This window comes from Pseudomonas sp. P135 (assembly GCF_020312125.1).
GTDB lineage: Bacteria > Pseudomonadota > Gammaproteobacteria > Pseudomonadales > Pseudomonadaceae > Aquipseudomonas > Aquipseudomonas fragariae.
In genome coordinates this window covers 48603-61875 of the sequence record NZ_JAGPYR010000017.1, presented here as the reverse complement: position 1 = coordinate 61875, position 13273 = coordinate 48603, and the positions used below count along the sequence as shown (strand labels likewise).

Here is a 13273-nt window from a genome sequence, read left to right as displayed (position 1 = left end):
GTAGGGGCATTGACTATAGGGGGATTGCACTGCGCGACCAATCCGCACCTGCACCTCAGGTCGGAAATCAGCCGGAGTTTTATTCAACCGCCTGCTCGGGTTTAATGGTTCGATCCTGTCATACGCGCTCAAGCGCTATGCTGCATTACTCCAGAACACACAAGAAGGTCAGTTCATGCGAATACTCGTTACCGGGGGCGCAGGTTTCATCGGCTCTGCACTGATCCGCCACCTGATAAACAACACCGACCACGAAGTGCTGAACTTCGACAAATTGACCTACGCGGGCAACCTTGAATCGCTGCAGTCGATTGCCACCGACACGCGCTATGAGTTCGTGCAGGCGGATATCTGCGATCAGGCCCGTGTCAGCGCGGTGCTCGAGCGCTTCGCGCCGCAGGCGATCATGCACCTGGCGGCTGAATCCCACGTCGACCGCTCCATCGATGGTCCGGCCGAGTTCATCCAGACCAACATCGTCGGCACGTACAGCCTGCTGGAGGCCACGCGCGCCTGGTGGCTGAAACTGCCGGAAGCGCAGCGCCAGGCGTTCCGCTTTCACCATATTTCCACTGATGAGGTGTATGGCGACCTGCACGGTGTCGATGATCTGTTCACCGAAACCACACCGTATGCGCCCAGCTCACCCTACTCGGCGAGCAAGGCGGCATCCGACCACCTGGTGCGCGCCTGGCACCGCACCTATGGCCTGCCGGTGGTGGTGACCAACTGCTCCAACAACTACGGGCCGTTCCACTTCCCGGAAAAGCTCATCCCGCTGGTGATTCTCAACGCCCTGGCGGGCAAGCCCCTGCCGGTGTACGGCAATGGCCTGCAAGTGCGCGACTGGCTGTTCGTCGAGGATCACGCACGGGCACTGCTCAAGGTGGTGACCGAAGGTGAAGTCGGCGAGACGTACAACATCGGTGGCCACAACGAGCAGAAAAACATCGACGTGGTGCGTGGTATCTGCGCGCTGCTCGATGAGCTCGCCCCGCAGCATCCGGCAGGCGTCGCGCAGTACAGCGACCTGATCACCTACGTGGTCGACCGTCCGGGCCACGATCAGCGTTATGCCATCGATGCCGGCAAGATCGACAACGATCTGGGCTGGACGCCCGAAGAAACCTTCGAGTCCGGGCTGCGCAAGACTGTGCAGTGGTACCTGGATAACCTGGACTGGTGCCGCAGGGTTCAGGACGGCAGTTATCAGGGCGAACGACTGGGCTTTACCGAGCCTAAAGACCTGATTGCCTGATCAGCACCCTTCTCGGCAGGCGTGCCTCAGGGCAGACTGTCGAGTCGCCACGACTTATTGAACATTGCAGGGGAAGCCACGTGAACGTAGTCGCAACAAAATTGCCGGAAGTCCTGATTCTTGAACCCAAGGTATTCGGTGATGAACGAGGTTTTTTCTATGAAAGTTTCAACGCCAAGGCTTTTCAGGCTGCCACTGGCCTGACCCGTGAATTCGTACAGGACAACCACTCGCGTTCGCAGCGCGGCGTCCTGCGCGGTCTGCATTATCAGATCGAGAATGCCCAGGGCAAACTGGTGCGCGTCACGGTCGGCAAGGTGCTGGATGTGGCCGTGGACATTCGCCGCAGCTCGCCGAACTTCGGCCAGTGGGTCGGCGTCGAGCTGTCTGCTGAAAACGCCCGTCAGCTGTGGGTTCCGGAAGGCTTTGCCCATGGCTTCGTGGTGCTCAGCGAAAACGCCGAGTTCCTGTACAAGACCACCGACTACTACACGCCTTCGGCCGAACGCTGCATCGCCTGGGACGATGCGGATCTGGCCATCGACTGGCAATTCGACGGCCAACCCAACCTGTCGGCCAAGGACCAACAAGGCAAGCGCCTGAAAGAAGCCGACCTGTTTCCCTGAGCCCGCGACCCAAGGCCGCCCGGCGTAATGTCCGGGTGCCTGACAAGCCGGCGGCGGGCATAATACGCGCCTGATGCCCACGTCAGGATCGACCGGGTGTTTTTGTTGCCTGCCGCGGCGTGATCGCCAGCAGGCATCGTCAACCCTTCGGCGACGGCCAATCGATGACCATGACTCCCGCTCTGCCGCCCCGCCCTCGCTGGCGCAGCCTTGCCCTTCTGGCACTCTGCCTGGCGCCGTTGCTGTGGCCGCTGGAGCATCTGGCCGAACGTTATTACCGCAACGTGCTGGCCAATCAGAACCGCCAGACCCTGGACCTGTACGTCGCCAACCTGCTCGGCACCCTGCACCGTTACGAAACCCTGCCGCAGATCCTCGGCGACCTGCCGGCCTTGCGCGCCGCACTGGCGGCACCGGGCGACACACCTACCCTGGTAAACGCCAACCGTCTGCTCAGCGAAATCACGCGTCAGACCGGTGCCGATGTCATGTACCTGATGGACGCAAACGGCCTGACCCTGGCGGCCTCCAACTCGGATCACAAGGACAGTTTCATTGGCCGAAACTTCTCGTTCAGGCCCTATTTCATCGATGCGCGGGCGGGCAGAACCGGGCGGTTCTTCGGCCTCGGCACGACCTCTGCCAAACGTGGCTACTTTTTCGCCGGCCCGGTGCGTGACGGTGAGCGAATCATCGGCGTGCTGGTGGTCAAGGTCGATCTGGACCACACCGAAACCCTGTGGGGCAAGACGCCCGAGCAACTGCTGCTGACCGACCAGAACGGCGTGGTGATTCTGACTTCCAACCCCGAATGGCGTTTTCGGGCGACCCGCGACCTGACCGATGACGAGAAAAAAGCCATCGTCGCGATCCAGTCCTACCCGACCCGCGATCCGCGCCCGTTGAGGATCGATGAACACGCCTGGCTGACCCAGACCCAGGCCATCGAAGAGACCGGCTGGAACGTCAACATCCTCGCGCCTCGCGCCCTTGTCGACCGTCAGGTACGCACGGTGGTGGCGATTGGCGGCGCAGCGCTGCTGGTGCTGATGTTGTTGCTGGGCCTGATGATGCAGCGTCGTCGTCATTATCTGGACCGCATCGCTTTCGAGGCCAAGGCGCGCCGCGAGCTGGAGATGCGGGTTATCGAGCGGACCAGTGATCTGGAGGGGCTCAACAGCCGTCTGCGCCAGGAAGTGCTGGAGCGCGAGCAGGCGCAGCAGGAACTGGTGCAGGCTCAGGACGAACTGGTACAGACCAGCAAACTGACGGCGCTGGGCACCATGTCGGCGAGTATCAGCCATGAGCTGAACCAGCCATTGGCCGCTATCCGCAGTTACGCCGAAAACGCCGAAGTGCTGCTCGATCATCAGCGCACCGAGGACGCCCGCGGCAACCTCAAGCTGATCAGCGAACTGACCGGGCGCATGGCCTCGATCATCGCGCACTTGCGCGCCTTCGCCCGTCGCGACCGCCACGCCCCTGAAAGCGTGGCACTGCAACCGGCGCTGGAAGATGCGCTGGCGCTGCTGGCCAAACGGCGGCGCGCCATGGAAGTCGAACTGATCCGTGACCTGCCGGACGCCACAATCTGGGTGCAGGCCGGTGAAACCCGTCTGCGTCAGGTGCTCGGCAATCTGATCGCCAACGCGCTGGACGCCCTCACTGAAAAAGGCCCGCCGCGCAGGCTGTGGATAAGTGTCGAGCAAACTGCCGAGGGCGTTAACCTGTACATTCGTGACAACGGCCCCGGCTTTTCCCAGGAAGCACTGGCGCGGGCCCGCGAGCCCTTCTTTACGACCAAGACCCGCACCCAGGGCCTTGGCCTCGGTCTGGCCATCTGCGATACGCTGATGCGCGCGCTGGGCGGCGAATTGCTGTTCGCCAACCATCCCAGCGGCGGTGCGCTGCTGACCCTGCGCCTGCGTGCCGGGGCTTCCGGGGCCAATCTTCAACCGCCAGAGGACCTTTCTGCATGAGTTCGGACACAGCCATCGACAGCCAGATTCAGGTGGTGCTGATCGACGACGATTCGCACCTGCGTCAGGCCCTGCGTCAGACGCTGGACCTGGCTGGCCTGAACGTTCTGTCACTGCCCGAGGCCACCGGGCTGGCCGAACGCATCGGCCGCGACTGGCCGGGCGTAGTGGTCAGCGATATTCGCATGCAGGGCATGGATGGCCTGGAACTGCTCGACCAGCTTCACGCGCAGGACCCCGACCTGCCGGTGCTGCTGATCACCGGGCATGGCGATGTACCGCTGGCGGTAAAGGCCATGCGCGCCGGGGCCTACGACTTTCTGGAAAAGCCCTTCGCCAGCGACGCCATGCTCGACAGCGTGCGCCGTGCCCTGGCGTTGCGCCGTCTGGTGCTGGATAACCGCAGCCTGCGCCTGGCCCTGAGTGATCGCCAACAACTGAGCACACGCCTGATCGGTCAGTCGCCGCCGATCCTGCGTCTGCGCGAACAAATCGGCGCATTGGCCGGGACGCGAGCCGACGTGCTGATCCTCGGCGAAACCGGCGCAGGCAAAGAAGTGGTTGCCCGCGCGCTGCACGACCTGTCCAACCGCCGCAGCGGCCCGTTCGTGGCGATCAACGCCGGCGCGCTGGCTGAATCGGTGGTGGAAAGCGAGCTGTTCGGTCACGAGCCAGGCGCCTTCACCGGCGCGCAGAAGCGGCGTATCGGCAAGTTCGAATTTGCCAACGGCGGTACGCTGTTCCTCGATGAAATCGAAAGCATGAGCCTGGACGTGCAGGTCAAGCTGCTGCGCCTGCTGCAGGAGCGCGTGGTTGAGCGAATGGGCAGCAATCAGCAGATCCCGCTGGACATCCGCATCATCGCCGCGACCAAGGAAGACCTGCGTCACGCGGCCGATCAGGGCCGCTTCCGGGCAGACTTGTATTACCGCCTGAACGTGGCCTCGCTGCGCATCCCGCCGTTGCGCGAACGGGGTGAAGATGCGCTGATGCTGTTCGAACATTACGCCGATGCCGCGAGCATGCGCCACGGCATCCCCAAGCACGAACTCAAGCCGGGCCAGCGCGCGCTGCTGTTGCGGCATAACTGGCCGGGCAACGTCCGGGAACTGCAAAACGCTGCCGAGCGTTTTGCGCTGGGTCTGGAACTGGAGCTGGAGCCGGAAGGCGTTGATGCAGAGCAAGCGCCACCGCCGGGTGGTGGTTTGAGTGATCAGGTGGAAAGCTTCGAGCGCGCCTTGATCGCCGCCGAACTGGCGCGCCCGCACAGCTCGGTGCGCAGCCTCGCGGAAGCGCTGGGTGTGCCGCGCAAGACCCTGCACGACAAACTGCGCAAGCACGGCCTGACGTTTGGCGACAGCAGCGGAGCTTCCGATGACAACGATTGAGCCTGGACATGACGCCGCCCACGCACTGGAGCAGGTGCTGCACCACGACATCCCGCTGACCCGCGAGATGGGCATGCGCGTGATTGACTGGCACAACCAGACACTGCGCCTGCACCTGCCGCTGGCCCCCAACGTCAACCACAAGAGCACGCTGTTCGGCGGCAGCCTGTATTGCGGCGCAGTACTGGCGGGCTGGGGCTGGCTGCACCTGCGGCTGCGCGAAGCCGGGATCACTGATGGGCATATCGTGATTCAGGACGGACAGATCAGTTATCCACTGCCGGTACGCAGCGACGCCATCGCCCGCTGCGACGCGCCCGAGCTGGCGCAATGGGACAAATTCATCACCACCTACCAACGCCGAGGCCGCGCCCGCCTGACCCTGCACACCGCCATCAGCGAGCAGGACAGTGAAGAACAGGCCGTGCGCTTTGTCGGGCAGTTTGTGTTGCACCGGTGAGGCTGCGCGCAGTCAATTCACTACCCGTGGGAGCCAACTTGCTCGCGAAGAGGCCAGTGTAATCCGCAAAAATTCATCGTCTGATCAATCGTATTCGCGAGCAAGCTCGCTCCCACAAGAACGCGCCTGCCCCTGCAGACCTGTATCAAGCGAAGAACACGCCGTGCGCTTTGTCGGGCAGTTCATGTTGCGCCAGTGTGGCTGCGCGTAGTGGATGCAGACCTGTGGGAGCGAGCTTGCTCGCGAAGAGGCCGGTGCAATCGGCAAAAATTCATCGCCTGAACCATCGCCTTCGCGAGCAAGCTGGCTCCACAAGAACGCGCCTGACCCTGCATACCTGTATCAAGCGAAGAACAGGCCGTGCGCTTTAGCACTGGTGAAACTGTCTCAGCCAAGCGTCTCAGCGCTTTTGTAGGAGCGAACTTGTTCGCGAAGGCGTCGTTTCAAGCACTGGATTTGCTGTAGATGCACCGGCCCTTTCGCGAGCAAGCGAAACGTCGCCCGGTTCGCTTCTACGCCCGCCGGGCAGAGGCCTTGAGGCCCGGCCTCAGGACTGCGCCAGCACCAGCAGTTTGTCGCGCCATTCGGCGTTGGCCGGCAGGGCCAGGAAGAACGGGTTGAGCAGTGATTCGCGGGCCGGGTAGCTGAACGGCTGGCCGTCCAGTTGCAACACTTCGCCTCCTGCACCTTCAAGCACGCCCTGCGCCGCAGCGGTGTCCCATTGCGAGGTCGGGGCCAGGCGCGGGTAGCAGTCGGCGGCGCCTTCGGCCAGCAGGCAGAATTTCAGTGAGCTGCCGATGTTGGTCAGTTGCAAATGACCCAGCCCGTTCGACAGGCCCGCGAGCAAATGTTCCTGCTCCGGGCTGGAATGGCGGCGGCTGGCGACCACCGTAAAGGTCTGCCCTTCAGCAAGATGATTGCGCACTGCGATCGGCTGGAGGTGGCCGACGCCATCGCTGCGCCAGGCACCCAGCCCGGCACCGCCGAAGTAACAACGGTTGTTGGTGGGCATCGAGACCACACCGAATACCACGCGGCCGCGTTCGATCAGTGCGACATTGACGGTGAACTCTTCGCTGCCGGAGATGAACTCCTTGGTGCCGTCCAGCGGATCGACCAGCCACCAGCGCTCCCAGCTTGCCCGCTCGCGGAAGGGGATGTCAGCGTCCTCTTCGGAGAGCACATGAATGTCCGGATCAAGCGCCTGCAGGCCCTCGACCAGCACCTGATGGGCGGCCAGATCAGCGGCAGTCACCGGCGAGTCGTCAGTCTTGGTGGTCACGGTGACATTGGCGCGCCAGAAGGGCAGGATCACTTCGCCCGCCAGTCGCGTGAGTTCAATCACCGGGGCGAGCAGCGGATGTGGCAGGTTGTGCAACGAATCGGTCATGGCTGAAACAATCCACGCTGGGTCAGCAGGTCACGTGTGAGGTACAGCGCGGCCAGCGCCCGGCCTTCGCTGAACTGGGCATTCTGGGCAAGGCTCGACAGCTCGCGCAGGTTGATCCGGTCGACCCGGATCGGCTCGGGCTCGTCGCCTTCCAGCCGCTCTTCGTACAGGTCGGTGGCCAGAACCACTTGAATTTTCTGGCTCATGTAGCCGGGGGACAGCGACAGCTCGGTCAACAGTTCCAGCTCCCGCGCACCGAAGCCGGCCTCTTCCTTGAGTTCACGGTTGGCAGCCGCCAGCACGTCTTCGCCCGGCTCGATCAGGCCCTTGGGCAGGGACAGCTCGTAGGCATCGGTGCCACCGCAATATTCTTCGATCAGCACAGCGTGATCGGCATCGAGCATGGCCACGATCATCACCGCGCCGGGGCCCGTGCCTTTGCTGGCCAGACGCTCGTAGGTCCGCTCGACGCCATTGGCAAAGCGCAATTGCAGCTCTTCAACGCGGAACAGACGACTACTGGCGACGATTGCGCGGGCAAGTACGGTAGGTTTCTGACGCATGACAGGCTCCTTTACATGAACGAGGTACTATACCGAGCTTTTCCCGATGTCTGTGTCGGATATGCTTACCCGCTATCAACCCCCTGACGAGGCCAGAATGCTTTCCATGCCCTGGAGCGAAATCGATACCGTCCTGCTGGATATGGACGGCACGTTGCTCGACCTGCATTACGACGAACACTTCTGGATGCAGCACCTGCCGCAGCGCTACGCCGAACTGCACGGCGTCAGTTTCGCCATGGCCTGGCTGGAATTGAAACCGCTGTTCGAAAACAACGCGGGCACGCTCAACTGGTACTGCCTGGATTTCTGGAGCGCCGAGCTTAACCTCTCGGTTCGCGACCTGAAACGCGAAATCGCCCACATGATTGCACTGCGCCCGGACGCCGAGTCCTTTCTGGCGGCCCTGCAAAAGGCCGGCAAGCGGGTGATCATGATCACCAATGCGCACCGTGATTCGTTGTCGCTGAAAATGGAGCGAATCGAGCTGGCGCCTTATTTCGAACGCCTGATCAGCTCTCACGATTACGGCTTTCCCAAGGAAAGCCAGCATTTCTGGGACGCGTTGAAGGCCGAAACAGCGTTCGACCCGGCACGCAGTCTGTTCATCGACGACACCCTGCCGATCCTGCGCAGCGCCCGACACTTCGGTGTAGCCCATTTGCTCGCGGTCAGCCAGCCCAATAGCCAGAAAGGCCCGAAAGACACCGAGGAGTTCGCCGCAGTGGACGACTACCGGGAGCTGAGCAAGGGATTGTAAGCAAAGCCGTGTGCCCGCCTGAAAAGGCGGGCAGCGTCTTCAGTTCACTTCGGAATACGAAGCTTCTGACCCGGATAAATCTTGTCCACGCTCTTGAGCATGGGCTTGTTGGCTTCAAAGATTTTCTGGTACTGGTTGGCATCGCCATACACGCGCTTGGAAATAGCGCTGAGGGTGTCGCCCGACTTCACTTCCACGTATTCGGACTCAGCGCCTGCGCCGCCCGAGACAGTCATCTGGTCGTCGACTTTTTCCACGCCGTGGATATTGCCCAGGGTCAGAACGATCTTTTCCCGCTCTTCCTGGCTGGAGACTTCGCCTTTGACGATGACCGTGCCGCCGTTAACCTCGGTCTGCACATTGGGGTTGCCCAGGCCGACTTCGGAGATATGCTTTTTCAGCACCTCATCGGCGTTGGCTTTATCTGGCAGAAGTGCATCCAGAATTTTCTCGCCTGCTTCTTTGATGAAACTGATAAGACTCATTTTCTGGTTATCCGTAAGTAGTGTTGAGGGCTGCGCGATTAGTGTAGCCCTCGTAAATCAAGGGCTGCAGGCTTCCGACCAACGTAGCTCGACCATCGTTCAGCCTGAACGCGTAGAATCGGCTGTCTGGATGGCTCACCGGAGTGAATATGGACATCAAGCAACTTAAATTTCTGATCGCCCTCGACGAGACGAGGCACTTCGGCCAGGCGGCTGCGCGTTGCAATATTACCCAGCCGACGCTGTCGATGCGCTTGCGCAATCTGGAAGAAGAGCTTGGCTTGCCACTGGTCAATCGCGGCCAGCGCTTCGAGGGTTTCACTGCGCCAGGCGAACGCGTATTGGCCTGGGCACGCACGGTACTGGCGGCCTACGACGGCCTGCAGGCTGAAGCGGCCGCCTGCCGCGGTCATCTGGTCGGGACGTTGCGCCTGGGCGTGGTGCCGCTGTCGAGCTTCGACCCGCTGCCATTGCTGCACCGGCTGCACCAGATGCACCCCAACCTGCGCTTCGAGCTGTCGTCACTCAGCTCCGAGCAAGTGCTGGAACAACTGGCGAGCAATCGTATCGACCTGGGCGTTTCGTACCTGGAACGGCTGGACAACGAGCGTTTCGATTCGCTGACCCTGGACGACACACGCATGGGCCTGCTGTATGACCGTCGGCACTTTACCTTTGGTGACGATCCCTTGAGCTGGGCCGACCTGGTCGAGTTGCCGCTGGGCACGCTGACCAGCGGCATGCATTTTCGCCAGTCGATCGATCACAACTTCCATAGCCGCGGCCTGCAACCCAATCCGCTGATACAAACCGATGCCGTTCATCAGTTGCTGCAAGCCGTACACGGCGGTTTTTGCTGCGCGATCATGCCGCTGGATGGCGGTCTGGAAACGCTGACCGAACATTTGCGCCTGCATCCGATTGCCGACTCCCGGACTTTGGCCCGGCTGGGGTTGATCATGCGCCGCAGTGCGCCGCGCTCGGCACTGGCTGAAGCCTGCTTTGCACTGGTAGCGGAAATACCGCGCTAGCGCGTTGATCGACGTCATCTATCGGGGCATCAGCACTAGCGATTAGACGATTTCCAATAACGGGCCTAGTCTTGCAGATGTCATTCTGCCGGTATTTCAGCCCATGCCCGTTACGCGCAAGGTCAGCTCGGCGTCCTTTGCTACGCCAGCCCCTGAAGCAAGCCAGTCCTACAGCTACTCGAATCTCGAGGGCGTGGACGCTGCACGCAACGAACTTGCCGAAGAAGTGGCACTGGCGATTGCCTACAACGGTATCAGCCAGGCGGTCATGCTGGTCAGCCCGACCGATCTGGAAGACTTTATCGTCGGTTTCAGTCTGGGCAGCGGCATCATTGCCTCGCATGACGAAATCTACGACTTCAAAATCAGCGGGTGCGGCTCGGCCATGCAGGCCGAGGTCGAGATCGCCAGCCGCGCGTTCTGGGAACTCAAGCAGCAGCGTCGGCAACTGGCGGGCACCAGCGGTTGCGGACTGTGTGGCGTTGAAGCCGTCGAGCAGGCATTGCCTGACCTGAAGGCGCTGCCCGGCGCGCCCCTGCCCCCGATCGAATGGCTGGAAGGCCTGCGTCAGCGCATCGGCGAGTTCCAGCCGCTTGGCCGCCATTGCGGCGCTGTGCATGCGGCGGTGTTCATGGACGGTAATGGCCAGCTGTTGCTGGGCCGTGAAGACATCGGCCGCCACAACGCGCTGGACAAACTGATCGGCGCCCTGATCCGCCAGGACATCCCCCTGGCCGGCGGCGTCGCCATCGTGACCAGCCGCTGCAGCCTGGAACTGATTCAGAAAGTATTGCGCGCCGGCATCCAGACGCTGGTCAGCCTGTCGTCGCCCACCGGCCTGGCCCTGCAATGGGCCCGTCGTCATAACCTCAATCTAATTCACCTGCCGCAGAAAAGTGCGCCGCGGGTCTATAGCCCTGCGATGGAGATTCAAGCGTGAGCACTCATCATCAAGCCGACAAGACACCAACCCCCCGCTACAAGCCGTACAAAGGTGCGGCAGGCGGATGGGGCGCACTGATCAGCGTGACGCAACACTGGCTGGGCAGTGACAACGCGCTGAAGAACCTGCGCATGATGCTCAAGACCAACCAGAACGGCGGTTTCGACTGCCCGGGCTGCGCGTGGGGCGACTCGCCGGAAAGCGGCATGGTCAAGTTCTGCGAGAACGGCGCCAAGGCGGTGAACTGGGAAGCGACCAAGCGTCGTGTGGACCCGGCCTTCTTCGCCCGCTACAGCGTCAGCTCGCTGATGGAGCAGAGCGATTACTGGCTCGAGTATCAGGGCCGTCTGACCGAGCCGATGAGCTATGACGCGGAAACCGACCGTTACAAGCCGATCAGTTGGGACAGCGCGTTTGCGCTGATCGCCAAGCACCTGAAGAACCTGCCCAGCCCGAACATGGCCGAGTTCTACACCTCGGGTCGCGCCAGCAACGAAGCGGCATACCTGTATCAGCTGTTCGTGCGCGCCTATGGCACCAACAACTTCCCGGACTGCTCGAACATGTGCCACGAGGCCAGTGGCGTAGCGCTGTCGCAAAGCGTCGGCGTGGGCAAGGGCACCGTGACCTTCGAGGATTTCGAACACGCCGATGCCATCTTCGTCCTCGGTCAGAACCCCGGCACCAACCACCCGCGCATGCTCGAACCACTGCGTGAAGCGGTACAGCGCGGCGCCCAGGTGGTTTGCGTCAACCCGCTCAAAGAGCGTGGCCTGGAGCGTTTCCAGCACCCGCAACACCCGGTCGAGATGCTCACCAACGGCGACCGCCCGACCAACACCGCCTACTTCCGCCCTGCCCTGGGTGGCGACATGGCGCTGTTGCGCGGCATGGCCAAGTTCCTGCTGCAATGGGAGCGCGAGGCGCAGGCCAACAACGCCCCTTCGGTGTTCGATCATGCGTTCCTCAACGAACACACCGAAGGCGTACTCGAATACCTGGCCGCCATCGATGACACGTCCTGGGACGCCATCGTTGAGCAATCCGGCCTGCCGCTGAGCGACATCGAACAATCGGCACGCATGTACGCCAAAGGCAAGAACGTGATCATGTGCTGGGCGATGGGGATCACCCAGCACCGCCACTCGGTGCCGACGATCCAGGAAATTGCCAACCTGATGCTGCTGCGCGGCAACATCGGTCGTCCGGGTGCCGGTCTGTGCCCGGTGCGCGGTCACAGTAACGTGCAGGGCGACCGCACCATGGGCATCAACGAACGCCCACCGGTGTTCCTGCTCGATGCGCTGGAAAAACGCTTCCAGTTCAAAGTGCCCCGCGAAAACGGCCACAACGTCGTCGAAGCCATTCACGCCATGGCCGAAGGCCGCGCCAAGGTGTTCATTGCGCTGGGCGGCAACTTCGCTCAGGCCACCCCGGACAGCCATCGCACCGCCGAAGCGCTCAGCAAATGCGATCTGACCGTACAGATCAGCACCAAGCTGAACCGCAGCCACCTGTTCCACGGCAATGACGCGCTGATCCTGCCGTGCTTCGGCCGCACCGACATTGATATCCAGGCCAACGGCCCACAAGCCGTCACCGTGGAAGATTCGTTCAGCATGGTCCACGCTTCCAACGGCCAGTTGAAGCCGTCCTCGAAGCAAATGCGTTCCGAGCCTGCGATCATCGCCGGTATCGCCAACGCAACGCTGGGCAAGACGCCTGTCGACTGGTTGTGGCTGGTCGAGGACTACAACCGGATTCGTGACCTGATCGCCGACACCATCCCCGGCTTCAAGGATTTCAACGAGCGCGTCAAGCACCCGGGCGGCTTCTACCTGGGTAACGCTGCTGGCGCACGCCGCTGGAACACTGCGTCGACCCGCGCCAACTTCAAGTCCAACGCGCTGCCGTTGACTCTGATCAATGAACACGTCAGCTCGACCGGGCAGATCCCGGACCTGATCATGCAATCGATGCGTTCGCACGATCAGTACAACACCACCATCTATGGCCTGGACGACCGTTATCGCGGGGTCAAGGGTCAGCGTGACGTGCTGTTCGTCAACGAAGCCGACATCATCCGTCTGGGCTTCCAGCCGGGGCAGAAGGCAGACCTGATTTCGATCTGGAGTGATAACCGCGAGCGCCGCGTCAAAGGCTTCACCTTGCTGCCGTTCGATATTCCGGCCGGTCAGGCTGCCGCCTACTACCCGGAGGTCAACCCGCTGGTGCCGCTGGAAAGCGTGGGCGATGGCAGCAGCACGCCGACATCGAAGTTCGTTGCCATCCGCCTCGAGCGCTCGGCAGAGTCGGCACGCATCCTCTGACGTCCCTGAAAGACGCCCACAAAAAAGGCCCGTTTCACTGGAAACGGGCCTTTTGCAAGT

Annotated in this window: 12 protein-coding genes; 9 read left to right on the top strand and 3 right to left on the bottom strand. The window is 62.0% G+C overall.

From position 1 onward, the window contains the following. The first annotated feature begins 175 nt into the window (after window positions 1–175). From rfbB to KBY08_RS21265, 5 genes are all read left to right on the top strand, one after another. The gene (rfbB, locus tag KBY08_RS21285) at window positions 176–1258 is read left to right on the top strand and encodes a dTDP-glucose 4,6-dehydratase (RefSeq protein WP_024652757.1); all 1083 of its coding nucleotides are present in this window, start codon (window positions 176–178) and stop codon (window positions 1256–1258) included. Between the two features lie 80 nt (window positions 1259–1338). Further along, a complete protein-coding gene (gene rfbC / locus KBY08_RS21280) occupies window positions 1339–1884 on the top strand; it encodes a dTDP-4-dehydrorhamnose 3,5-epimerase (protein WP_024640486.1) in 546 nt (181 codons plus the stop codon). 170 nt (window positions 1885–2054) lie between these two features. Next, window positions 2055–3863, top strand: coding sequence for a sensor histidine kinase (locus KBY08_RS21275; RefSeq protein WP_032624857.1), 1809 nt, complete (start codon window positions 2055–2057; stop codon window positions 3861–3863). Continuing rightward, on the top strand, window positions 3860–5251 hold the full coding sequence (locus KBY08_RS21270) for a sigma-54-dependent transcriptional regulator (RefSeq protein ID WP_024659894.1): 1392 nt from the start codon (window positions 3860–3862) through the stop codon (window positions 5249–5251). The genes KBY08_RS21275 and KBY08_RS21270 overlap by 4 nt, the downstream gene beginning before the upstream one ends. Further along, entirely contained in the window at window positions 5238–5711 is a 474-nt protein-coding gene (locus tag KBY08_RS21265) for a YiiD C-terminal domain-containing protein (protein WP_024659893.1), read from the top strand. The genes KBY08_RS21270 and KBY08_RS21265 overlap by 14 nt, the downstream gene beginning before the upstream one ends. 547 nt (window positions 5712–6258) lie before the next feature. Here KBY08_RS21265 and cysQ read toward each other — a convergent pair. Then, on the bottom strand, window positions 6259–7101 hold the full coding sequence (gene cysQ / locus KBY08_RS21260; protein WP_004406993.1) for a 3'(2'),5'-bisphosphate nucleotidase CysQ: 843 nt from the start codon (window positions 7099–7101) through the stop codon (window positions 6259–6261). Next, window positions 7098–7664: an ADP compounds hydrolase NudE gene (gene nudE, locus KBY08_RS21255; RefSeq protein WP_003372295.1), complete on the bottom strand. Its 567-nt coding sequence runs from the start codon at window positions 7662–7664 to the stop codon at window positions 7098–7100. Before nudE ends, cysQ begins: the two co-directional genes overlap by 4 nt. 97 nt (window positions 7665–7761) lie before the next feature. On the opposite strand from nudE, the gene yrfG reads away from it, so the two are divergent. Continuing rightward, window positions 7762–8424, top strand: coding sequence for a GMP/IMP nucleotidase (yrfG, locus tag KBY08_RS21250; RefSeq protein WP_024660324.1), 663 nt, complete (start codon window positions 7762–7764; stop codon window positions 8422–8424). A 44-nt stretch (window positions 8425–8468) separates the two neighbouring features. Here the strand turns inward: yrfG and lysM are convergent, their stop codons facing one another. Then, window positions 8469–8909 (bottom strand): peptidoglycan-binding protein LysM, encoded by a 441-nt coding sequence (gene lysM, locus KBY08_RS21245; RefSeq protein WP_004406991.1) that lies wholly within the window; start codon window positions 8907–8909, stop codon window positions 8469–8471. Between the two features lie 149 nt (window positions 8910–9058). Here lysM and KBY08_RS21240 point away from each other — a divergent pair, with 149 nt between their 5' ends. The 3 genes from KBY08_RS21240 (at window position 9059) to KBY08_RS21230 (ending at window position 13213) form a co-directional block, all read left to right on the top strand. Continuing rightward, entirely contained in the window at window positions 9059–9940 is an 882-nt protein-coding gene (locus tag KBY08_RS21240) for a LysR family transcriptional regulator (RefSeq protein WP_003401941.1), read from the top strand. 103 nt (window positions 9941–10043) lie between these two features. Continuing rightward, window positions 10044–10880: a formate dehydrogenase accessory sulfurtransferase FdhD gene (gene fdhD / locus KBY08_RS21235; RefSeq protein WP_003401939.1), complete on the top strand. Its 837-nt coding sequence runs from the start codon at window positions 10044–10046 to the stop codon at window positions 10878–10880. Continuing rightward, the gene (locus KBY08_RS21230) at window positions 10877–13213 is read left to right on the top strand and encodes an FdhF/YdeP family oxidoreductase (protein ID WP_111522581.1); all 2337 of its coding nucleotides are present in this window, start codon (window positions 10877–10879) and stop codon (window positions 13211–13213) included. The genes fdhD and KBY08_RS21230 overlap by 4 nt, the downstream gene beginning before the upstream one ends. Window positions 13214–13273 lie beyond the last annotated feature (60 nt).